This window comes from Roseateles noduli, assembly GCF_050626985.1.
Taxonomy (GTDB): Bacteria; Pseudomonadota; Gammaproteobacteria; order Burkholderiales; family Burkholderiaceae_C; genus Roseateles; species Roseateles noduli_A.
On the sequence record NZ_CP192463.1, the window covers coordinates 1,843,933 to 1,865,554 of the forward strand.

The 21,622-nt window shown below is 68.5% G+C and carries 20 protein-coding genes; 5 read left to right on the forward strand and 15 right to left on the reverse strand.

The features are described from left to right. Positions 1–6 precede the first annotated feature (6 nt). The 8 genes from ACQ4L4_RS07960 to ACQ4L4_RS07995 form a co-directional block, all read right to left on the reverse strand. The gene (locus ACQ4L4_RS07960; protein ID WP_431103713.1) at positions 7–537 is read right to left on the reverse strand and encodes an Hcp family type VI secretion system effector; all 531 of its coding nucleotides are present in this window, start codon (positions 535–537) and stop codon (positions 7–9) included. 10 nt (positions 538–547) lie between these two features. Beyond that, positions 548–1,084 (reverse strand): Hcp family type VI secretion system effector, encoded by a 537-nt coding sequence (locus tag ACQ4L4_RS07965; RefSeq protein WP_431103714.1) that lies wholly within the window; start codon positions 1,082–1,084, stop codon positions 548–550. 200 nt (positions 1,085–1,284) lie between these two features. After that, positions 1,285–2,799 (reverse strand): type VI secretion system contractile sheath large subunit, encoded by a 1,515-nt coding sequence (gene tssC / locus ACQ4L4_RS07970; RefSeq protein WP_431103715.1) that lies wholly within the window; start codon positions 2,797–2,799, stop codon positions 1,285–1,287. A gap of 23 nt (positions 2,800–2,822) precedes the next feature. Then, the gene (gene tssB / locus ACQ4L4_RS07975) at positions 2,823–3,377 is read right to left on the reverse strand and encodes a type VI secretion system contractile sheath small subunit (RefSeq protein ID WP_431103716.1); all 555 of its coding nucleotides are present in this window, start codon (positions 3,375–3,377) and stop codon (positions 2,823–2,825) included. Between the two features lie 211 nt (positions 3,378–3,588). Next, positions 3,589–4,638, reverse strand: coding sequence for a type VI secretion system protein TssA (tssA, locus tag ACQ4L4_RS07980; RefSeq protein WP_431103717.1), 1,050 nt, complete (start codon positions 4,636–4,638; stop codon positions 3,589–3,591). Positions 4,639–4,690: 52 nt separating this feature from the next. Beyond that, positions 4,691–5,188 (reverse strand): tetratricopeptide repeat protein, encoded by a 498-nt coding sequence (locus ACQ4L4_RS07985; RefSeq protein WP_431103718.1) that lies wholly within the window; start codon positions 5,186–5,188, stop codon positions 4,691–4,693. A 157-nt stretch (positions 5,189–5,345) separates the two neighbouring features. After that, complete coding sequence (locus ACQ4L4_RS07990) at positions 5,346–6,005, reverse strand: sigma-70 family RNA polymerase sigma factor (protein ID WP_431103719.1); 660 nt, start codon at positions 6,003–6,005, stop codon at positions 5,346–5,348. Positions 6,006–6,069: 64 nt separating this feature from the next. Beyond that, positions 6,070–7,668 (reverse strand): GMC family oxidoreductase, encoded by a 1,599-nt coding sequence (locus tag ACQ4L4_RS07995; protein WP_431103720.1) that lies wholly within the window; start codon positions 7,666–7,668, stop codon positions 6,070–6,072. A gap of 220 nt (positions 7,669–7,888) precedes the next feature. Here ACQ4L4_RS07995 and ACQ4L4_RS08000 point away from each other — a divergent pair, with 220 nt between their 5' ends. Next, on the forward strand, positions 7,889–8,956 hold the full coding sequence (locus tag ACQ4L4_RS08000) for a helix-turn-helix domain-containing protein (RefSeq protein WP_431103721.1): 1,068 nt from the start codon (positions 7,889–7,891) through the stop codon (positions 8,954–8,956). Between the two features lie 52 nt (positions 8,957–9,008). On the opposite strand, the gene ACQ4L4_RS08005 is transcribed toward ACQ4L4_RS08000, so the two are convergent. The 5 genes from ACQ4L4_RS08005 to ACQ4L4_RS08025 form a co-directional block, all read right to left on the reverse strand. Continuing rightward, positions 9,009–10,316, reverse strand: coding sequence for a nucleotide disphospho-sugar-binding domain-containing protein (locus ACQ4L4_RS08005; RefSeq protein ID WP_431103722.1), 1,308 nt, complete (start codon positions 10,314–10,316; stop codon positions 9,009–9,011). Positions 10,317–10,640: 324 nt separating this feature from the next. Further along, entirely contained in the window at positions 10,641–11,405 is a 765-nt protein-coding gene (locus tag ACQ4L4_RS08010; RefSeq protein WP_431103723.1) for an anti-sigma factor, read from the reverse strand. After that, entirely contained in the window at positions 11,402–11,944 is a 543-nt protein-coding gene (locus ACQ4L4_RS08015) for a sigma-70 family RNA polymerase sigma factor (RefSeq protein ID WP_431103724.1), read from the reverse strand. Before ACQ4L4_RS08015 ends, ACQ4L4_RS08010 begins: the two co-directional genes overlap by 4 nt. Before the next feature lie 220 nt (positions 11,945–12,164). After that, positions 12,165–12,914, reverse strand: coding sequence for a LuxR C-terminal-related transcriptional regulator (locus ACQ4L4_RS08020; protein ID WP_431103725.1), 750 nt, complete (start codon positions 12,912–12,914; stop codon positions 12,165–12,167). A gap of 95 nt (positions 12,915–13,009) precedes the next feature. Further along, complete coding sequence (locus tag ACQ4L4_RS08025; RefSeq protein WP_431103726.1) at positions 13,010–15,970, reverse strand: ATP-binding protein; 2,961 nt, start codon at positions 15,968–15,970, stop codon at positions 13,010–13,012. Between the two features lie 161 nt (positions 15,971–16,131). Here ACQ4L4_RS08025 and ACQ4L4_RS08030 point away from each other — a divergent pair, with 161 nt between their 5' ends. The 3 genes from ACQ4L4_RS08030 to ACQ4L4_RS08040 all read left to right on the forward strand — a co-directional run bounded on the left by ACQ4L4_RS08030 (position 16,132) and on the right by ACQ4L4_RS08040 (position 18,316). After that, positions 16,132–16,722 carry a MarR family winged helix-turn-helix transcriptional regulator gene (locus tag ACQ4L4_RS08030; RefSeq protein ID WP_431103727.1) on the forward strand — a complete coding sequence of 197 codons (591 nt, stop codon included), beginning with the start codon at positions 16,132–16,134 and terminating at the stop codon, positions 16,720–16,722. A 236-nt stretch (positions 16,723–16,958) separates the two neighbouring features. Beyond that, the gene (locus ACQ4L4_RS08035; protein WP_431103728.1) at positions 16,959–17,738 is read left to right on the forward strand and encodes an alpha/beta fold hydrolase; all 780 of its coding nucleotides are present in this window, start codon (positions 16,959–16,961) and stop codon (positions 17,736–17,738) included. Between the two features lie 59 nt (positions 17,739–17,797). Continuing rightward, positions 17,798–18,316 (forward strand): DUF4148 domain-containing protein, encoded by a 519-nt coding sequence (locus ACQ4L4_RS08040; RefSeq protein ID WP_431103729.1) that lies wholly within the window; start codon positions 17,798–17,800, stop codon positions 18,314–18,316. A gap of 61 nt (positions 18,317–18,377) precedes the next feature. Here ACQ4L4_RS08040 and ACQ4L4_RS08045 read toward each other — a convergent pair whose 3' ends face one another. Then, positions 18,378–19,316: an AraC family transcriptional regulator gene (locus ACQ4L4_RS08045; RefSeq protein ID WP_431103730.1), complete on the reverse strand. Its 939-nt coding sequence runs from the start codon at positions 19,314–19,316 to the stop codon at positions 18,378–18,380. A gap of 133 nt (positions 19,317–19,449) precedes the next feature. On the opposite strand from ACQ4L4_RS08045, the gene ACQ4L4_RS08050 reads away from it, so the two are divergent. Beyond that, positions 19,450–20,421, forward strand: a complete 972-nt coding sequence (locus ACQ4L4_RS08050; protein WP_431103731.1) for a quinone oxidoreductase family protein — start codon at positions 19,450–19,452, stop codon at positions 20,419–20,421. A 25-nt stretch (positions 20,422–20,446) separates the two neighbouring features. Here ACQ4L4_RS08050 and ACQ4L4_RS08055 read toward each other — a convergent pair whose 3' ends face one another. Then, positions 20,447–21,550, reverse strand: a complete 1,104-nt coding sequence (locus tag ACQ4L4_RS08055) for a hypothetical protein (protein WP_431103732.1) — start codon at positions 21,548–21,550, stop codon at positions 20,447–20,449. Positions 21,551–21,622: the final 72 nt, after the last annotated feature.

Consider the following 21,622-nt stretch of genomic DNA (forward strand, 5'->3'; position numbering starts at 1 on the left):
CGCCTCTCAGGCCAGCTTGCCGGAAATGGTCGTGGCGGTCTTCATGTCCTTCACGCTCCACTCGAAGCCCGTCGTCGTGTCGAGCTTGCCGTCGTTCTTCTGCGGCTTGTAGCCGATGAAGATCTCCTTGAAGACGAACTCGACGTCCTGGTTGAGCGTGCCGTCCTCGCCGCCCTTGGTGGCGACCTTGGTGACGTAGGCGTCGGTGACCTTGACCTGGAAGTAGGCCTGCGGACCGTCGATGGCGCCGGTGGTCTTGAGCATCTCGATCGTGATGGTCGGGAAGTGCTTGCCCGCGACGATCTTGGACAGGATCGCGGTCGAGGACGTGTCGAAGTAGTGCGTGATCGACAGCGTGCCGGGCTGGGGCTTGCCCACCGCCGCGCCGGTCCCCTTGGTGACGCTGTGGTCGGCCTCGACGTCCCAGCTCCAGTCGGAGATCTCGATCCAGCCGTCGTCGCCGTGATGGCCCTTCTGCAGCGATTCGCCTTGCGGCACGTCGGCCTTGCCGAAGTTGATGAAGCTATTGCCTGCCATGAGGGGCTCCTTACTTGATGGTCAGCTTGATCTCGGGGGTCTGCTGGGTCATCTCGGCGATGTTCCAGCGGAAGAACAGGGCGCTGTCGAGCTTGCCGTCGTTCTTCTGGCGCTTGTAGCCAATGGCCAGCTGCTTGAAGACGAACTCGACGTCCTGCGTCACCGTGCCGTCCTCGCCACCCTTGCTGCCGACCTTGGTGATGAAGACGTCCTTGGCGACGAGCTGGAAGTACAGCTCGGGCTCGTCCTTGCCGGTCTGCTTGAGCAGGTCGATCGTGGCCGTCTTGAAGTGGGTGCCCTTGACGATGTACTGCAGCAGCACCGGCGAGGACTTGTCGTAGTAGTGCGAGAAGCTCAGCGTCCCCGGGTTGGGCTTGCCGACGGCCGCGCCGGTGCCCTTGAGGTGGCTGGCCTCGGCGTCGACGTCCCAGCTCCAGTCGCTGATCTCGATCCACCCGGCGGTGCCGAGGTGGCTGAGCTGCTGCGACTCGCCGGGGGCGTTGCCGCCGTCGGTCTTCTCGAACTTGATGAATGCGTTTCCTGGCATGGATCACTCCGGAAATCGGCGTCGTAGGGACGAGCGCCGGGAAGGCCCCGCGTGAGCGGGGACCGATGAAAGAGGCACGATGGGTCGGTTCGTGCGTGAGGCCGCGGGCCCTCACCCCCTCTCCCGCAAGCGGGAGAGGGGGTCACGACGGCGTCACGCCGGCGTCACTCCGAGGACGGAGGCGCGCTTCGGGGCGATGCCTACGAGCGTTCCGACGGCAGGCGCGACACCAGCCGCAGCGAGATGGACAGGCCTTCGAGCTGGTAGTGCGGCTTGAGGAAGAACTTGGCCTGGTAGTAGCCCGGCGCGTCCTCGATGTCCTCCAGCACGACCTCGGCCGCGGCCAACGGTCGCTCGGCCTTGGTCTGCTCGGTGCTGTTGTCCGGATCGCCGTCGACGTAGCGCAGGATCCAGTCGTTGAGCCAGCGTTCCATCGCCTCGCGCGACTTGAAGGAGCCGACCTTGTCCCGCACCATGCACTTCAGGTAGTGGGCGAAGCGGTTGCAGGCGAAGAGGTAGGGCAGCCGCGCGGCGAGCGCCGCGTTGGCGGTGGCGTCGGGGTCGTCGTACTCGGCAGGCTTTTGCAGCGACTGGCCGCCGATGAAGGCCGCCACGTCGGAGTTCTTGCGGTGGACCATCGCCATGAAGCCGTTGCGCGAGAGCTCGGCCTCGCGGCGATCGGAGATGGCGATCTCGGTCGGGCACTTCATGTCGACGCCGCCGTCGTCGGTCGGGAAGCTGTGCGTGGGCAGGTTCTCGACCGCGCCGCCGGACTCGATGCCGCGGATCTGCGAGCACCAGCCGTGCAGCTTGAACGCGCGGTTGATGTTGACCGCCATCGCGAAGGCCGCGTTGCACCAGGTGTAGGTGTCCTGGTGCTCGTCGCCGGTATCCTCCTCGAAGTCGAACTCGTCGATCGGGTTCGTGCGCGGCCCGTAGGGCAGGCGGCCGAGGAAGCGGGGCATGCACAGCGCCAGGTAGCGCGCGTCCTCGCTCTCGCGCAGCGAGCGCCAGGCGGCGTACTCGGGCGTGGTGAAGATCTTGGTCAGGTCGCGCGGGTTGGCGAGCTCGCGCCACGATTCCATCTGCATCACCGCCGGCGAGGCCGCGGCGATGAAGGGCGCGTGCGCGGCGGCGGCGATCTTGGACATCTCGCCCAGCAGCTCGACGTCCATCGGCGAATGGTCGAAGTGGTAGTCGCCGACCAGCGCGCCGAAGGGCTCGCCGCCGAACTGGCCGTACTCTTCCTCGTAGATCTTCTTGAATAGCGGGGACTGGTCCCAGGCCGTGCCCTTGTAGCGCTTGAGCAGACGGCCGAGTTCCTGCTTCGCCATCGGCATCACGCGGATCTTGAGCTGCTCGTCGGTCTCGGTGTTGTTGACCAGGTACTGCAGGCCGCGCCAGGCGGATTCCAGGCGCTGGAAGTCCTCGTGGTGGAGGATCAGGTTGACCTGTTCCGAGAGCTTGCGGTCGAGCGCGCCGATCAGCGACTCGATGCTGGCGACCGTGTCCTTGCCGATCAGCGCGACCTGCGCCAGCGCGTGCTGCGCAAGGGTGCGCACGGCCCCCTCCATCTGCAGGCGGGCCTCGTCGGACTTGGGCTTGAAGGCCTTGTCGAGCAGCGCGGCGAAGTCGCTGCCCTCGTGGGTGATGCCGGCCAGCGGGCCGGCCAGCGGGCCGGCGGCGGGGGCGGTGGAGCGGATGGCGTCCATCATGGGGAGGTCCTCGTGGTGCGGGCTCAGCGGGCGTTGCCGTCGTCTGCCGGTGCGTCCGTGGACGCCTCGGCGGCAGCGGCGGCGGCGCCTGCGGCAAGGGGGTGCTCGGCCAGCGACTGCAGCAGCGCGGGATCGCGCAGGACGCGGGCGATCAGCGCCTCGGCGCCTTCCTTGCCGTCCATGTAGGTCAGCAGGTTGCTGAGTTGGCGACGCGCCTCGAGCAGCGGACGCAGGCCCTCGACGCGCGCGGCGACGGCCGCCGGCGAGAAGTCGTCCATGCTTTCGAAGCTGAGGTCCACCGGCAGCAGGCCGTCGCCCGTGAGCGTGTTGGGCACGGCGAAGGCGGCGCGGGGTTTCATCGCCTTCATCCGCTGGTCGAAGTTGTCGATGTCGAAGTCGAGGAAACGACGCTCCGCGACGGGCGGCAGCGGCTCCTCGGGGCGTCCGGCCAGGTCGGACAGCACGCCCATGACGAAGGGCAACTGGACCTTCTTCTCGGCGCCGTAAAGCTCGACGTCGTATTCGATCTGCACACGCGGCGCGCGGTTGCGGCCGATGAATTTCTGACTGCTTCCCATGGGGTCTCCAGAAAGGTCTGAGTGAATGGCGCCCAGCGCGGGCGGTTGTCTTGCGCCCTCTCCCGCTTGCGGGAGAGGGCAGGGGTGAGGGCCAGCGGCGATGGAAGCTAGGCGGCCTGACGGTGCCCGAGGCCGCGCATGCCAAGGCCGTTGATGCCAAGGCCGCTGATGCCGAAGCCGCTGATGCCGAAGCCGCTGATGCCGAAGCCGTTTACGCCGAAGCGTCGAGCGCGTCCTCTTCCAGGCCCAGGATGCGAGCCGCGTCCGCGATGCCGCCGGGGGCGATCTCGCGCACGAGGGCGAAGAAGTCCTTGTCGATGAGGTGCTCGGCGCGCCGCAGCATCAACTGCGCGGGGTTGGTGGGCTCGGTGCGTTCGAGGAACTCGCGGATCCGCCGCAACGCCGCGAGCGCGTCGGACCTCGTTCGGATCGTGAGGCGAGCGACGTGCGGCGCGGTCGCTGCGTCGGAGGCGTCCCGGCCCGGCGAACCGTCGACCGCATCGTCGCCATGACTCGCCGCCGACGATGCGCCGTCCGCCGCGTTCTCCGGCGAGCCGTCCCGCGCATCGGGCAACAGCCCGCGCAGGTCGGCGACGGCCTGCCCGATCGCCTTGAGGCGCGGGCCGACGTCGGCGCCCAGGCGTGTCGTCCACACCTGCCGCAGTCGCTCCATCGCGGCTTGCGCGGCCTCGACCTGCGCGCGCAGCGACGCCGTCAACCCGGCCTCGTCCGCGAAGAAGCGCCGCAGCTGATCCGCGGTGAAGACCTCGTCGCCGTCGCGCGCCGGCAGGCGTTCGAGCGCCACCTCCACATCGCGCAGCCGCAGCGCCGGCAGACGCCGGTCGCGATGCAGCGGCGCGTGCCGCAGGTCGCCGAGCAGGCCGCGCGCGGTGTCCAGGTCGACCAGCGGTCCCTGGCGGGCAAAGGCGTCGGCATCGTCCGCGTCGGGCAGCGGATGCAGGCCGTCCCAGCAGCGGTCGAGCAGACCGGCCACCAGCGCCAGCGCATCGGGCAGCGCGGCCAGGCCGTCGGCGACGACGCCGGCGCGGCCCCAGGCCACGGCGATCCGCAGATCGCGGGTGCGCGGCAGGAGGTCCTGCGCGAGCTGCCGCGTCAGCGGCCAATCCGGCGCTTCAGCGGGCGCGAACTGCGTCTCCTCGCGGCCGCGCAGCGCGTCCATGAGCGCGGCGAATTCCGGTTCGTACTCGAGGTTCGGACCGCCGGGCGCGTCCGCGTCCAGGGGTCGGGTCCAATCGTCCATCGCGGTGTCCATCGCTGCCGTTGCCTGTCGAAGTCGTGCCCGAAGCGTCCGCTTACCAGTTGCCCTTGGCCACGTAGCGGTTGCCGTTGGCCTGGTAGCGGTCGATGGCGGCGCGCAGTTCGTCGTACTGCTCGCACTTGGCGGAGCACTCGGTCGCCAGCGTGGACAGGCGCGCCTGCGCCTTCGCCAGGTCGCCCTTCATCAGGTAGAGCTCGCCGGAGTACGCCAGCGTGTTGCGATGACGCGGATCGATCTTCAGCGCGGCGTCGTAATAGCGCTCGGAGGCTGCCAGGTCGGGCGTGCCGCCCTTGCGCAGGGTGTAGCCCATCAGGTTGTTCCAGTCGGCGTTGCCGCGGTCGTCGACGCGCTTGAGTTCCTTCAGCGCGGCGTCCCACTGGCGGGCGTCGATGTACTGGCGGGCCTTGTCGAGCGAGGCGTCCTTGCGCGCGGCGGCGGTCGGGGTGGTGGGCGCCATGTCGGCGGCCAGCGTCACCTGCAGGCAGAAGGCGCTCAAGGCGATGGCCAGGGCGAAGGAGGGCTTGCTGTTCACGGTGGGGTCCTTTCGATGTCAGGGGGCTGATCGCGCGGTCCGCTGGCTGCGGAGCGTCGCTGCGATCGTCGACATCAGGACCTACGGGAGCCGTCGCGGCGCGGATGCGCGCGCAGGCGAAAGGATTTGTAACGACGGACGCTGGGGCGGGATGCGCTCAAACGCCGAGCCTGTGATCGACGGCGGCACCGTGCCAACGCTCTGAAGCGGCCGCTCGTGATGCCGGAGAGGCGGTTGACGTGGATGAAGCGGACGAGGCGCGCGACATGCGCGCCTGCGCGCCCTCCAGGCAGGCGCGCAGTTGGTCCAGCCCGCCGCGGACGCGGCTCTTCACCGTGCCCAGCGGGGTGTCGAGCAGGTCCGCGATCTCCGTGTGCACCAGCCCGCGGTAGTAGGCCAGCGCCAATGACTGGCGCTGCGCCGCGGACAGCGCCAGCATGCAGCGGTCGATGCGGGCCTTCATCAGGCTGAGCTCCAGCAGCGCGTGCGGATCGCCGCTCGCTTCAGCGGCGATGTCCAGCGCACCGTCGTCCAGTTCCACCGTGCATGCGCGTTCCCGCCGGCTCGAACGCAGCGCGTCGATGGCGCGATGGCGGACGATGTTGATCATCCACGTCATCGGCGTGGCGACGTCCGACCGGTAGCTGTCCGCCCGCTGCCAGATGCTGACGTAGGCCTCCTGCAGCACCTCGCCGGCCCGCGCCTCGTCTCGGAGCACGCGCAGGGCGATGGAGAACAGATGCGCCGAGGTGGCGCGGTAGAGCCGCTCGAACGCGTCGCGATCCCTCTGGACGACGCGGGTGAGCCACTCTCTCAAGGTCGCCGCATCATCGGGTGCGGCAGGGGCGGGCCGGTACCTCATCGGCAAGGTGTCGTGCGGGTCAGAGGCCGTAGGTGGCGCGGATCTCCTCGACGGCCCGCTCCCCGATGACCACGCAAGGCGCCATGGTGTTGCCGCTGGTGATGTGCGGCATGACGGACGCGTCGGCGATGCGCAGGCCCTCCACCCCGTAGACCTTCAAGGCACCGTCCACCACCGACATCGCGTCACGCCCCATCTTGGCGGTGCAGGACTGATGCCAGTAGGTCACCGCGGCATTGCGCGCGTAGTTTTCCAGCGCCGCCCCCGACAGCTTGCCCGGGAGGCTCTCCCGCTTGACGAGGCCCTTGAAGGCGTCCTGCGCGCCGAGTTCCTGCACCAGGCGGATGTTGTCGAGCGCGCAACGCAGGTCGTCCGGATCGGACAGCGTGCCCGGCCGGATGATGGGCGCGTCCGTGACCTCGGGACCTGACAGGGCGATGTGTCCGCGGCTCTTCGGATGGGCGAGCCCGGCGAACATGGTCCAGCCGTGCTGCGGGACGCCCAGGGCGGCGTTCTCGGCGCTCGGGACGGGGAACTCGACCTGGCAATGGAACATGTCGGGCAGGCGCATCGCGCTGTCGCTCGACCAGTACAGGGTCGCCTCGGAGCCGCCGTGGCCAACCTCCTGGGCTTGTTCGTACTCGAAGATGGCCGCGAAGGACACATGGTCCTGATGGTTGGCGCCGACCCCGGGCAGATGCTGGACGAGCGGGATGCCGTGCCGGGCGAGCTCGGCCTCCGGACCGATGCCGGATTGCATCAGCACCTTGGGGGTGTTGACGGCGCCGAGCGACAGGATGACTTCGCGATCGGCGGTGAAACGTTCCAGTCGCCCGTCCCGCACGACGTCGACGCCGACGACGCGCTTGCCGGACCACACCAGGCGGCTGACCAGCGCGTGGGGGAGCACCGTGAGATTGGCCTGGCCGCGACGCGGATGCACATAGGCGCGATAGATCGACTGGCGGCGACCTTCCTTGACGATGAGGTCGTTGATGGCCGCGCCGCCGCGGCCTTCCATCATCGCGCCGTTGGGATTGTCGAAGGTCGGGATGCCGATCTGCCGGGCGGCCTCGAGCAGGGCCGTCGCCACCGGCTGCGGACGTGTTGCGGGACCCACGTGGACGGGCCCGGAGACGCCTCGTCGCTGCGGATCCGGAGCGCCCCAGTAGTCCTCGACACGCTGGTAGATCTTCAGCACCGACTGGTAGTTCCAGGCGTCGTTGCCGCTGGCCAGCGCGAAGTCCTCCCAATCGTTCATGTGGCCGCGCGCCCAGAGCATCACGTTGATGCTGGAGCCGCCGCCCAGGGTCCGCCCCATGTTCAGCGGGATGCTGCGGTCGTTGAGGTGGGGATTGGGCGCGGCGCTGAAGTTCCAGTCCCGTTCCGTGCCGAGATTGAGCGGCCACCGACCCGGTTCCATGACCTCGGGGCAGTCGTCGTCCCCGCCTGCCTCCAGGAGGAGGACGCGCACGTCCGGATTCGCGGCCAGGCGGCCGGCGACCACCGAGCCGGCCGTGCCGGCGCCGCAGACGATGAAGTCGAAGTGGGTGTCGCGGGGGGCGCGGGCGTCGTCGGTCAGGGGGCGACGGGTGGATTCGGTGGGGGTCGGGGCCATGGGCTCGGTGGGGTCGTCGGTGAGTGGAGGGAACGATCGGATCGAAGGCGGTCCGAATGCGATGTGAAGTTTCAAATCTACCAAATACATCGAACTTTGTCGAATTTGACTCAGATCGTGGGGATGCTTCGCGCGAGCCCTCCGGGCGCATGGCGACGCGGCGTAAACTGGAATTCATGCAGCGCCGGACCTCCCGGTCCGGGCTTGCAACCTCCCGCAGATGGCAGACGACGTCCTCACCACCACCGAAGCAGCAAAGATCCTGGGCATCTCGGTTCGCACCGCCCAGCTCATGATCGAGGGCGGCAAGCTCCCGTCCTGGAAAACGCCTGGCGGCCATCGCCGCGTGCTTCGCAGTGCCGTCGACGCGATCCTCCCGGGCGGGGCCTCCGCCGTCGTCGCCGCGCATGTGGCGTCGGCCACCGTGCTCGTGGTCACCGACGAGGCCGGGCGGCCCGGATTCGAGGCTGTCCTGCGGCGGATCGCGCACATCACCCCCGTGTTCCACACCGACACCTGGGCCGCCGCCGCGGCGGTCGGGGAGCGGGTCCCCGCCGCGGTCGTCGTCGACGTCGCCGCCTTTCAAGGCGCAGCGGTCGGCTTGATCGAGGCGCTGGCCGTCTCGGGCCAGTTCAGGGAAGCGGCCCTCGTCGCCGTGATCCCCACCGGCAGACGCGGCACCGTGAAGCTGCCTGCGCGGGTCGTCAAGACCAGCCTGGACGGGCTGGGCGGCGTGCTGATCCCGCTGACGGAAGACCACGTCCAGGCGGTTGCGACGCTCGGCGACGGCTTCCCGGTGCCGCCGAACGAGACGGGCCGGCTCCAGGCCGTGGCGCGGTCGGGGCTGGTGGACACCGCGCCGGAATCGACCTTCGACCGGGTGACGCGGCTGGCCGCGAGCGAGCTCAAGGCCCCCGTGGCGCTGATGACGCTGCTGACGGCGGATCGGCAATGGTTCAAGTCGCGCCAGGGGCTGGACTTGCCGGAGACGCCCAGGAGCTGGGCCTTCTGCAATCACACCGTGCTGCAGCGGGACGTCTTCGAGGTGAGGAACCTGTCCAGGCACGAGAGCTTCGCCGCCAATCCGGCGGTGGCGGAGGCGCCGAATTTCCGTTTCTATGCGGGAGCGCCGGTGTACGACCCCGACGGCTTCGCCCTGGGATCCATCTGCGTCATCGACTACCGGCCGCGACAGCTGGATCCCGGCCAGCGCCGGACCCTGCAGGACCTGGCCGCGATCGCCAGCGACGCGGTGCTGCTCCGGCACCTGAGAAGCCGCGGCCACTGAGCGCTGCTGTCCAGGACGTCGTCGCCCAGTCCTCGTTCCTCGCGGGAGGCGTTCATGGCCTCGGCGGCGTCGCGTGCGCGAGGACGGCCGCGACCACGGCCTCGACGGCATCGTGGCGGAGATACGCGTCGCGCAGGCGGCGGGCCGCCACGAGAAACGCCATCGTCTCCACGACCGCCTGCACCGCGACCAGGATCTCCTCGACGGAGAAGGCCGTCGTCAACTGCACGCCCGCGCCGGCCCGGACCACCCGCGCGGCGAGTTCCCGCTCCGATTCGGTCTGAGGCGCCATGATCACCGGAACGCCGTGCGACAGTGCGCGCTGGGTGTCCGCATACGCGCCATGGCTCACCACGACGTCGACCCACGCCAGCAGGGCCTCCAGCGGCAGTTCCGGGGCGGACCGCGCGTTGACCGGCAAGGGACCGAAGCGTCTGGCGTTCCAGTCGACGGCCACGACGATCAGTACCGGCTCGTTCCGGAGCGCGTAGAGCGTCGAGCGCACGAGCGGGTCCAGGTCTCCTCCGGCAAGCCGTCCCGCAGCCACAAGGACGACGGGACGCGCGGTGTCCAGATCGGACCACCACGCGGGCAGGGCGGCGGCGCCGGCGCCGGCAGGCGCGAGCCCGATGTAGCTCAGCGTGGGCAGTGCGTTGCCGCGCGCGTATTCCAGCTGCGCAACGCTCAGCTGCAGGACCCCGTCGGGCAGCGACACCACGCCGTCCAGCACGAACGGCGGCGGACGCGTCGCGCCGCAGCGTCGCAGCGCCCTGTCGAGCGCGGCCTGTGTCCCTGCGAACAGTTCGTGCAACTGCGCGTTCATGGCGGCGTTCAGCCGCCTTCCCGCATCGCTGCCATCGGGCGGCAGGGCCAATCCGAAGGGTGCGGTGAACTCATCCGACAAAGGCGGAGGCATGACGCCGATCGACAGGATCGCGGCGGGACGGTGACCAGCCGCTCCCAGCAGGAGCGGCCAGGCGCCGAGGAACATCGTGTCGTGGACCAGCACGGGCGCAGGACCGTCCGGGTGCTGTGCAGCGATGCGGGCCAGCAGCGATTGCAGCGACCTGTGCTGAGCGGTCAGGCGATCGACGTGATGGCGACGGATCGTCCGCTCGAAGGCGAGCAGCCGCCTGGCCACGTCCGTGCGGCGGGGAAGGCCGGCGACATCGACGTCTTCCTCGTCGTCCAAGTCGCTCATCCGCACGAACTCAAGGCCTGCAGCTTCCGCGCGCGCCCGAAAGCTCGGCTCGGCGAGAAAGAGCACGCGGCAACCGCGGCGCGCCAGGGTGGAGGCGAAGGGCAGCAGCGATTCGAAGGCGTGGGCATCCAGGGTGCACGCGAAAATGACAACGGGCATGCAGGCCTCACTCCAGGGACCTGAGCGGCGCGGTCAGCTGCGGGTCCTTGTCGAGGGGATCCCCGGCGCAGGGGAAGGAGGTCTTGTCGTTCATGGGCAGGCCCTGTCGATGTGAGAGGCCGATCGCGCCGCCCGGCAGGCTGCAGGCTGTCATTGCAATCGGGGACACATCAGGACCTACGGAACAAGGCCATGCACGGATGGCCAGGGCGCATGAAAGGGTTGGTAACGCAGATCGGCGCAAGACCTGACCCCGGCGATGAGACGCACAGGGTCCCCGGATGCCGCGGCACCGTCGGTACGGCGCCGCGGGCGATCAGCGGATCACCAGACCTTCACGCAGTCGCCTTCCCAGACGAAGGGCGTGAGAGGCACGGTCGGCGCGGTGGCCGCGGGTTCGATGCTGACCGCGAGGCGGCGCACCGACTTGAACAGCCGTTCCGAGGTGTCGGCGAGCGACGCCTGCGTCGTGCCCTTGGCGGGCAGCGTGGCCAGCAGGATCGGCGCGCCGTTGTCGGGGAGGGCCCACAGGCGCGCCACCTGGCCGGCAGGCACGGGTAGCGGCTGCAGCAGGCGCACCGTCATCAGCGTGCCGTGGCGGCGGGAGTTTGCCACCAGGGTCGGCTGGCCCTTGGCGTCATGCAGCAGGCCCACATAGCTCGCGGGCGTGGCCTGGTCCGCCTGCACCGTTTCCATCCATGTCGGAGCACTGCGCAGCACGGCCACGCAGGCCAGCGCGCCGGCGAGTGCGCCGACGACGGCCCAACCCGAGACCGCGGCCGCGCCGCGCCCGCCGCCGGGTACCAGCCAGCGCCACCAGCCGCCGCCGGCGGGGGCGGGCGGGGCCCTGCGCAGTTCGTCGGGGAAGAGGCGTCGCTGGATGCCGTTCCAGGTGCCCACGGGCGGCGCGAGGGGCGGCGTGGCGGCCTCCAGGGTGGCCAGTCGTTGCTGCCAGACCTCCACGGCCAGCCGCACGGCGGCCGAGTCGCGCATCAGCGACTCGAAGCGACGACGTGCGCCGCCGGCCAGCGTGCCCGCCGCATAGTCGCGGGCGAGCGGATCCAGTCGTTCGGGGCGGAGGTAGTTCACTTGCGCACCCCCGCGTTGTCCAGGCAGGACTTCAACTGCTCGAGTCCGCGACGGACCCAGCTCTTGACCGTGCCCAAGGGGGAGTGAAGCATCTCGGCGATCTCGGTATGCACCATGCCGCGATAGTAGGCGAGTGCCAGGGCCTGTCTCTGGGCCGGCGGCAGACCCAGCATGCAGTCGTCGATGCGCGCCTTCACGAGGCTCTGGTCGAACAGGACGTGCGGATCGCCGGCGGCATCGGCCGCGACGTCCATCGCCTCGTCGTTCAGCTCGACGGTGCTGGCGCGTTCATTGCGGCCCGCGCGCAGCGCATCGATCGCGCGGTTGCGCACGATGTTGATCATCCAGGTCATCGGCGTGGCCGCATCGGACTGGTAGCTGGCCGCTTTCTGCCAGACGCTGACGTACGCCTCCTGCAGCACCTCGTCGGCGCGGCCCTCATCGCGCAGCACGCGCAGGGCGATGGAGAACAGGTGCGCCGAAGTGGCGCGATACAGGCGCTCGAACGCGGCGCGGTCCCGCAGGGCGACCCGGGCCATCAGGGGACGAAGAGGATCGGCAAACTCAGGGCTGGAGGCTTGTTCGCTTGTGTTCATGGTTCCTGGATCAGGACGCCGAGACGACGGGAGGCTGCGGCCTCCTGGTGGGAAAAAACGGTCGGCCAGCCCGGCGGACGACGAGGTCAGGTCCGAGGCGGGCTGCGCGACGAAGGAATGGGGGGCGATTGTTCGTCACGACCGGCGCGGTGATGTGACGTCCTCAGCCGACGAGTGCGGCCTTCAATGCATCTGCCTGTTGATGGTGCGTGATCCAGCGGCCGGAGTCACTCTTTGGAGGGATTGTGCGAGTGCGCATGCGCGCAGACGTCGACGACTTGCCCGTGTCCTCGGCCAGCGCGATCAGACCGCGCTGGGCAGCCACGGTCACGGCGTGCATCCGGCTCTCCGCCCCCAGCTTCGCCATCACCGCCTTGACGTGGGTCTTCACGGTGCCCACGGAGATCGCCAGGTCGCGAGCAATGGACTTGTTGCACTGGCCGCGACCGAGCAGCTGGAGCACTTCACTCTCACGCGTGGTCAAGGTTTCACGCCCCAGGCTTTCGACGATGCGATGGGCCACCCCCTGGCTCAGATAACGCTTGCCGCGCGCCAGGTCCCGGATGGCGCCGAGCAGTTCCTCCAGCGGGCTGCCGAGCAGCACGTAGCCTTGCACGCCACGCGCCATCGCCTGCATCACCGCGGTTTCGCTGGACTGGGACGTCAGGATCAGCGTCGGCGGTTCCGCGCCGCTCCTGCCGGAGCCCCGGAGGTCTTCCTGAGCCAGGGCGATGCCGGTCTCGTGGTCGCACACGACGACGTCGAACGGACCGCCGCTGGCATCGGCCCGGGCGCCCGAGTGAAGCTCGAGGTCGGGTTGCAGTGACAGGGTCGCGCAGAGCCCCGCGGCGACGATGGATTCGTCGTACAGGACCAGGACCCGGATGCGGTGGGCGGATTCAAAGCTGTTCATGGCCACTCCTCGATGTTGACTGGACGGACGGCCGACCGGGCTCGTCTTGGATCCAATCATGGCGGGCAGGGCCTCGCCGGGCCAGTTCAGCGTTGTTAAGCGTTGAGAGGAGATGCGTCGCACATCCGATGGGGACGACGATCCACCGGGTCCGGCACGATCCGTTGCCGCGCGTCGGACCGTTCCAGCAACTGCGCGGCGAGGCGCAGGTCGCGGCTGTCGAATCCCTCGCGGAACTTGGCGAACACGGCACGGAGCTCGGCCCGATGATGCCCGGCGTCGCCCAGCAGATGGCTCCACCGCACGAGGCTCATGCAACACCGGAGTTCCCAGGACAGCGCGCCCTGCCGCCGGGAGACCGCGATGCCCTTCCTGATGGCGTCCCGGCCGGCTTCGGGATCGCCGGCTTCCAGATGGCGCTCGCCGGCCAGTCGCAGCAGTTCAGGCTGGCACCATCCGGACTCGCCCCGTCGCGCACGCGCCAGCACGACATCATCCGCCAGCGACGGCTGCACCGTGCAGAGCGTGTCCCGCAGCATGATGTCCGTGCCGGGCTTCGGGCAGACCTCGCCCGGCGCCAGGCGCCCGTCCTCGAGGTCCAGCAACTGCTGGTAGCTGTCGGCGAAGGCGCGCCAGAAGTGCAGGGATCTGGCGTCTGAACTCTGGCGCAGGAGGCCGGTCCACGCCCTGGCCTGTGCCAGATCGCCGCTCCAGAACGCCACCGGCGCGGCGCCGATGGCGATCGCGTAGCAGAGGGACAGCGCATGGTCGAGCGACACGGCCTCCCTGACCGCCTCGGCGGCCGCGGCGAGGGCCGATTCGGGCCGGCCTTGCAGCCACTGGATCCGCGCGGTGACCGCCAGTGCGGCCACGCGTTGGTCGAACTTGAACAGGCCCGTGCCCGCCGCGACGTTGGGGGCGGGGGGCTCCTCAAGGATCCGTCGCGCGAATTGCGACGCCTGGTCCTGTTCACCGTCCAGATGCAGGCCGAGCGCCATCATGCGGGCGTGGCTGAGACGTGCGGAGGCATCCGTGGCGGAAGCCTCGATCTCGCCGAAGCGCTCCGCCAGCGCGCGCGATCCCGCGTAGTCGCCCGTGGCATTGCAGACCAGCCACAAGCCCCAGAGACAACGCATGCGGGACGCGGTCGCCTGTCGCTGTTCCGCGATCACCAGCGCCCGCCGGAACGCCGTCGCCATCGCGGCGGTGTCCGCCCGTGTGTGCCAGAGCGCGTGCCCCAGGCCCTCGCACAGGTGCATCTCGTCTTCGGCGTCGCTGTCGACGCAGGAATCGACGGCGTCGATCATCTCCAGCGCGCGCTGCGCCAGTTCGCGGTATTCCGCCAGCAGCGACAGCGAGAAGTACAGCGGCGCCGCCCGGGCCACGATCGAGACGCCCAGCGCCCGGGTCTCGGTGCGCGCGGACGCCCCATGGATGGCCAGCCGCACGTCGTCGATCCATCGAGCGTGTTCGCAGACCTGCCCGGCCGTCCGATGCCGGCCCTGTTCACCGGCGTCGGTGGTCGTTCTCAAGAGGTCGCGGATGAACGTCGCGTGCCTCAGCGCCACGTCCTGTGCTTCGTCGCCCGCGGCGAGTCGTTCCGAGGCGTACTCCCGCGTGATCGCCAGCAGTCGGTAATGAACGGCGTTGCCGCTGCGGTCCGTCCCCAGCAGCGATTTGCTCACCAGGCCCGCCAGACCGGCGTCGAGCGCGTCCGTCGATCGGCCCGCTACCGCACTGGCGGCCGCATAGGAGAACTGGCCCTTGAAGATGGAAAAGGCGGCCAGCATCGACTGCTCGTCGGCGGACAGCAGCTGGTAGCTCCAGTCGAGCGTTGCCCGCAGGGTCTGCTGGCGCGGGGCCGCGGTGCGCCGCCCCCTGCCGAGCAGGGCCAGCCGGATGCCCAGGCGGTCGGCCAGGCCGGCCAGGCCGACGATGTCGACCGCTGCCGCTGCCAGTTCGATCGCGAGCGGAATGCCGTCCAGACCGCGGCAGATGCTCGAGACCAGCGGGGCCTCGCTGTCTCCCATCTGGAATCCCCGGGCCGTCGCGTTGGCGCGCTCCACGAAAAGGCCGACGGCCGGGTGACGCAAGGCCTCTTCGGCGCTGGAGACGTCGGCGGGCGGCAGGGCCAGCGGTCCGAGGCCCTGCACCCACTCTCCCTGTATCCGCAGGGACTCCCGGCTGGTGCACAGCACGCGCACGTGGGGCGCATGGGTCAGCAGGTATTCGACCGTGGCGGCCGCGCCATCGATGACGTGTTCGCAGTTGTCGAGCACGAGGAGCGTGAGCGCCTGGCGGCGCAAGGCGGTCGCAATGGCAGGGAGCGGATCCGTGTCGGAGGCCATGATGCCCAGCGCCGACGCGACGGCCATCGGGGTCCGGTTGGCGGTGGCCAGGCTGGCCAGTTCGACGAAGACGACGTCGAATCCCTCCCGCTGGCTGAGCCTTTGCGCCGCCGCACGGGCGACGCTCGTCTTGCCGATCCCCCCGGGACCGACCACGGTCACGCACGGCCGCTCCAGCAGTCGACGGGTCACCTCGTCCACGTCGTCCTCGCGGCCGACAAGCGGTGAGAGCAGCGAAGGCATCGCGCAGGCGCGGGCGCCCACCTGGCGGTCCGTGGGCCGCTCCGGAGCCACCGAGGGCAGGGGGGCTGGCGCCATCCCGGCATCGGGCGACTCGACCGCTGCAACGAAACAGTAGCCGCGCAGCGGCACGTTCGTGATGAAGCGCCGTCCGCCCGCGCCGTCGCCGAGCGCCTTGCGCAGCGCCGCGATCTGGACGCGCACGCCCCCTTCGTCCACGACCCGATTCGGCCACGCGGCCGCCATGAGGTCCTGGTTGGAGAGGATCTCTCCGGGACGCCGGCAGAGGGCCACCAGCAGATCGAACGATCGACTGCCCAGACGCATGGGTTCGCCGTCGCGCCACAGCGTGCGGCGGCCAGGACAGATCTCGAAGTTCTCGAAGCGCAGCAGGCCAGGCTCGATGCTGCTCGATCCGGCGTCTGGCGCGAGGGACGGGGGCAGGGGGTCGGCAGGCAGGGGGCTCATGGGCTGTGGGCGTGAGGTCGACTCGGGTCTGTTCCGGGACAGGGATGCACCGCAAGCGCGGGAGACCCGTCGCGGCAATGTATCTTGAATTTCAAGATACTTTATGTTGGATATACTTTCAACGGAGCAGCTTTTCCCCATACCTCCAAAGAGGCAAGACCTTGGCCAAGCCACGCACGAGCGTTTCCGAACTGCTGAGCAATTTCGCCGAGCGGCTCCCCGAGCCTCATGCGCCTGACACGAGCCCGGTGTGGGGCAACTCGGACGTGCTGATCGACCAATGGCGCAGCGAGTTGGGGGACAAGGCCTCGGAAGCGATGCTGCTGGGCATCCGCATCCGGCGCATCGGCATGCTGATCGATCGGCTGCTCATCGAGCACTGCACGGCGCTGGGGATCAAGTACGACGAGTTCATGCTGCTCATGGCGCTGCGCCGCATCGGAGAACCCTATGCGCTGCGGCCCACGGACATCCTGCGCATGCACAGCGTGACCTCGGGTACGGCGACCTACCGGATCGACAAGTTGGCCGCGCAGGATCTGGCCGAACGCATGAACGATCCGAACGACCGGCGCGGTTACCTGATACGTCTGACGCCTCGCGGCAAGAAGATCGTCGATGCGGTGCTGGCGCGCACCGACGCGTTGTACCGGGAGCAGTTGGCGCCCCTGTCCTCTATCCCGGACGGCTTGAAGACCCTGGAGGCGGGTCTGCGCCTGTTCGAGGCGTGCCTCACGCCCGACGAGCGCTGACGAGCGCTGACGAGCGCTGACGAGCGCTGACGAGCGCTGACGAGCGCTGTGACGCGCGATCTGCCACTTTTGGACAGGGCAGGGACGTCCCGTTTGATGTTCATTTGATCGTGCCGATGTCGACCTGATCTCCTGCCCACGGGAGTGATGGCGAAAAGGGCTGGGAAGCAGAAAGTTCGGACCACAGGCTGCATCAGTCGCCTGACCTCCGCAACCACCTTTCCCAGGAGATTCAAATGAAGCCCAACATCAAACTGCCGTTTCTGGTCGCCACCTTGAGCTTCGCGGCCATCGTCGCGACGGAGCCCGCATCGGCGTCTACGCCCGTGGGCAAGACCACCGTGGTGGTCGTCCACGGCGCCTTCGACAACGGGGCCTCGTGGAACGGGGTCATCTCGAAGCTGCAGGCCGAAGGCATCGACGTCGTCGCGGTCAACAACCCCTTGACCTCGCTGGCCGACGACGTGGCGGCCACCCGGCGCGCCCTGGACGCGCAGACCGGGCCGGTGGTGCTGGTCGGCCACTCGTGGGGTGGCATGGTCATCACCGAGATCGGCAATCACCCGCGGGTGAAGTCGCTGGTGTACGTCGCGGCCTTCGCGCCGTCCGAAGGGCAGTCCATTGCCGACCTCAACAAGGAGTACCCGGCGCCGAGCGGCCTTTCTCACGTGGTGAGCGACAAGGAGGGCTTCATCTCGATGACCTTCGAGGGCATCACCCGGCACTTCGCGCAGGACGTCCCCTTGTCGGAGACGCGGCTCATTGCGGCCACGCAGGGTCCGATCCGTGGCAAGAACTTCGAGGAGAAGGTGACGACCGCGGCGTGGCGCACCAAGCCGTCGTGGTTCCTCGTGTCCGAGGACGACCTGATGATCCAGCCCGCCCTGCAGCTGGACAACGCCCGGAGGATCTCGGCCAAGACCATCCGTCTGCAAGCCGGCCACGTGCCGCAGCTCTCGAAGACGACGGAAGTCGCCGCCGCGATCATCGCCGCGGCCAAGGTGCAGCCGAAGTGACGGCCGAGAGTTCCCTCCCGTCCCCCGCCGCCAACCATCGCTCCCACCAGGAAATTGCCATGAACCACCCATCCACCCTGAATCGAATCGCCCTGTCTCTGACCGTGTGCGCCGCGGCCTTCGGCAGCGCCGCGGCCCATGCCGATCACTATCCGCGGGTGGACCCCGTCGATCGGAACGGCGCGCCGTCGACGACGACGCGCGCCCAGGTGGTGGCCGATCTCAAGGCTTACCAGGCGTCGGGCCTGGCGGCCGCCGAGCGCGTGCAACTGGAGCACGGACACGAGACGAGCGACCTGCGCCCCGCGCGCGAACGCTACGCCGCGCTGACGCGACGCCACGTTGCGCCCGCGGCGCCGCTGACGCGGGCTGAAGTGCTGGCCGATCTCAAGATCTACCAGGAGTCGGGCCTGGCCGAAGCCGAACGCGTGGCGCTGGAGCAGGGCCACGAGACCGCCGCACTGGGCGCTGCGCGTGAGCGCTACGCCGCGCTGCGCCACGGTGAACGATATGCCGCCCTCGTGACGCAGATGGCCGAGCGCACGGGCGAGCCTGCACACCGGCCGCAAGGCACTTGAGCGCTGAGCCGAAGCCCGGGCCGGCGACGCCGATCCGGGCTTGCGTGCCACGTCGCACGCCTCAAGTCCGGGAGCTCGCCGCCCGGGCGTCCGCGCCGGCCTTGCGAAAGGCGCCCGGCGTCGTCGCCGTCTCGCGGCGGAACACGCGGCTGAAGGCGGCCGCCGATTCGTAGCCGACCCGGCGCGCCACTTCGGCCAGGGCCACATGGCCCTGCTGCAGCAGCCGGCTCGCGCAGTACATGCGCCATTGGGTCAGGTAGTCGAGCGGCGATTGGCCGACCACGGCCTTGAAGCGTGCAGCAAAGCCCGAGCGAGACATGCCGGCCTTGCGCGCCAATGATTCCACTGTCCAGTCCTGCGCGGGGTCGCCATGCATCGCTTCCAGCGCCAGCGCCAACTGGCGGTCGGCGATGGCGCCCAGCCAACCGCGCGTCGGCCCGTCAGGCTGCGTCGAATACGCGCGGATCGCATGCACGAAAAGCAGTTCGAACAAGCGGTTGAGCACTGCTTCCGAGCCCAGCCCGGGGGACTCGGTCTCCAGGGCCACCATCTCCAGCACCGACTGGAAGGCCACGCTGCGGTGCTGGTCCAGCTTCAGGTGCAGCAGCGGCGGCAGGGCGCGCAGCAAGGGCCGGGCTTCCAGCGCATCCAGCTCGAACGATCCGCCGACGAAGGTGGTGAGCGCGCCGCCACCGCCCACCTGGATGCGGTGGCCGACCCGCAGCTTCTCCACCTCCACGCAGTCGATCAGGACCGAGTCCTCGTGGTCGTACAGGCGGTAGGGCGTGCCATCCAGCTTGATATACACATCGCCGCTTCGCAGCGCGATCGGTTGCGGGTTTCCCGGCGGGGTCAGGATCGCAGAGCCGCGCACCAGCAGTACGAAGTTGACGCCGCGCTCTCCAGGCGAGTTGACGCCCCAGGGCGCGCTGGCTTCCATGCGGGTGAAGCTGGCCGCGCGGATGCGCAGGCCCACAAGCATGTCGGTCAGTGGATCCATGAATATATGAACGTTGGACGCCTGGCAATCATATATGGACGATCAGCGATTGATCGTCCACAAACGGATCAATACCATGGACTGAATCAGAAAGACCTCCGTCTTGAAATCACCCAGAGCAAAAGGGAATGCGATGCATGCAGTTGTGATGACCCGGACCGGCGACGTCGATGTGTTGGCGTACGTGGAGCAACCGGACCCGGTGCCTGGCGCTGGGCAAGTGTTGGTCGAGGTGGCCGTCGCGGGAGTCAACTTCATGGACATCGGCGTGCGCCAGGGCATGGCATGGCATGAGATGCCCCTGCCGCGCACGCTCGGCGTCGAGGGCGTGGGTCGCGTGCTGGGTCTGGGCGCGGGTGTCGAAGACTTCGCCATCGGCCAGCGGGTGGCCTGGATGTACGTGCCGGGCAGCTATGCGCAGAAGATCGCCGTTGCGGCGACCTCACTGGTTCCGATCCCCGACGGCATCGACGACAAGACCGCTGCGGCGGTCATGATGCAAGGTCTGACCGCCAGCCATTTCGCGACCGATTTCCATCCCATCCAGCCGGGCGACATTGCCTTCGTCCACGCTGCGGCCGGCGGCGTCGGGCTGCTTCTGACCCAGATCATCAAACGGCGCGGCGGGCAGGTGATCGGTCGTGTTTCGTCGCCGGACAAGGTGGCGGTGGCCCGGGCGGCTGGCGCGGATCATGTCCTCGTCGGCACTGACGACCAGTTCGTCGAGGAAGTTCGCCAACTGTCGGGCGGCGAGGGCGTGCACGTGGTGTTCGATGGCTCCGGCCCCAGCACGTTCCACGGATCGCTGGAGGTGCTGCGCCGCGCAGGGACGTTCTGCTGGTACGGCAAGGTGCTGGGCGACCCCGGGCCACTCGACGTCATGCGCCTGCCCAAGAGCATCAAGCTGGGCTTCGCGGTCGTCTTCGACCATGTCTGCACGCCGGAACTGCTGCGTGCGCACACGGCGCGACTGTTCGACTGGATCGCCGAGGGCACGCTGAAGGTCCACATCGGCGGTGAATATCCGCTCTCGGATGCCGCGAAGGCTCACGCCGACATGGCAAGCCGCGCCACGACTGGCAAGCTGCTGCTGTTGATGTCCTGAGGACGCGGGTCTCGCCTGTCCAGGCTTATTGCGTTTCTTCCTGAAGCTTCTGTCCGCCGGTGCTGTCACTGCCGCTACTGGCGCTACTGCCGCTACTGGCGCTGACACCGATGCTGCTGCTGGCAACCGGCACCTCACTGCTTCCGCCGCCTTCGGTCATCTTGTTTGAATCGGTCTTGGGGCTCGAGGAAGAACTGACGGATCCGCCCTTGGCCCATTCGTCGTATTGAGAATTGAATTCAGTGCGCGTGACGAGGTTGTAATCTTTCTCCAGATCCTTGATATCTCTCACGTGTGATTCGCCGATCTTCCAGATGCCCACCTTCTGACCGCTTTCCTGCTGCGCGGCGTCATGCATTTTTGTTGATCGTCCCGCGCTGATCGCAGCTGAAGCCGCATCGTGGCTTTCCCATTTGCCATGCTTCTGCACTCTTGCCTTGCAGAGGTTGAGTTGCTTGTTGAATCTTTTGATCCTCTCCCTGACTTCACCAGCGTTTTCCGACGTGGTGGCGGCGGCAGTCAGAAGGTCGCACAGGACTTCCCATTGCGTTCTCAACGCCGGGAGCAGGGTGCCAATCGTCTTGCCCTGCGCCGGCTCGCTGACCATTCCAAGCTCGGCCTCCCTGGTTCCCCAGGCGACGGCGGTCTCCATCGTCGTCAACCATTTCTGCGTGTGTCGGACGATCTCTCGAGGGACCGGAACTGTTCCAAGGCCGATCTCGTCCACATGAAAGATCGCCCCCAGCGCCATGAGCATTCCCGGGTCGCCCGACACGTTGTTGCCCTTGAAAGTGGTGCGGAAGGCGTGCTCATTCCAATACTCACCAGGACACTTTTCCTGCTGGAATGCCTTTTCCGCGTCTCGTCGTTTGTCCGACTCCCTGTGTTCCTCTCCGGCGACGTTCAGCACCCCCGGTTTGATCTCTCGCTGGGCAACCCGCATCACAGGATGGTTCTGGTCGTTCATCCCCAATGATTGGATGAGCCGGCGTTGCGCCAGGATGCGCGGCGACGCGTCTACCTGGCCTTGTGTCGAATGCGAGGAAGCGACGTTCCGGTCCAGCGCATTTCTTGTGCCGACGGTCGCGACGGCTACTGATTCGGATGGTGCGTCGGAAGCCAGGCGCATGAGTACCTCCGTGGTCATGCGGATGATGCTAAGCGGCCGGCCAATGCAGCGAGGTCAGCACAACGCTGGTTC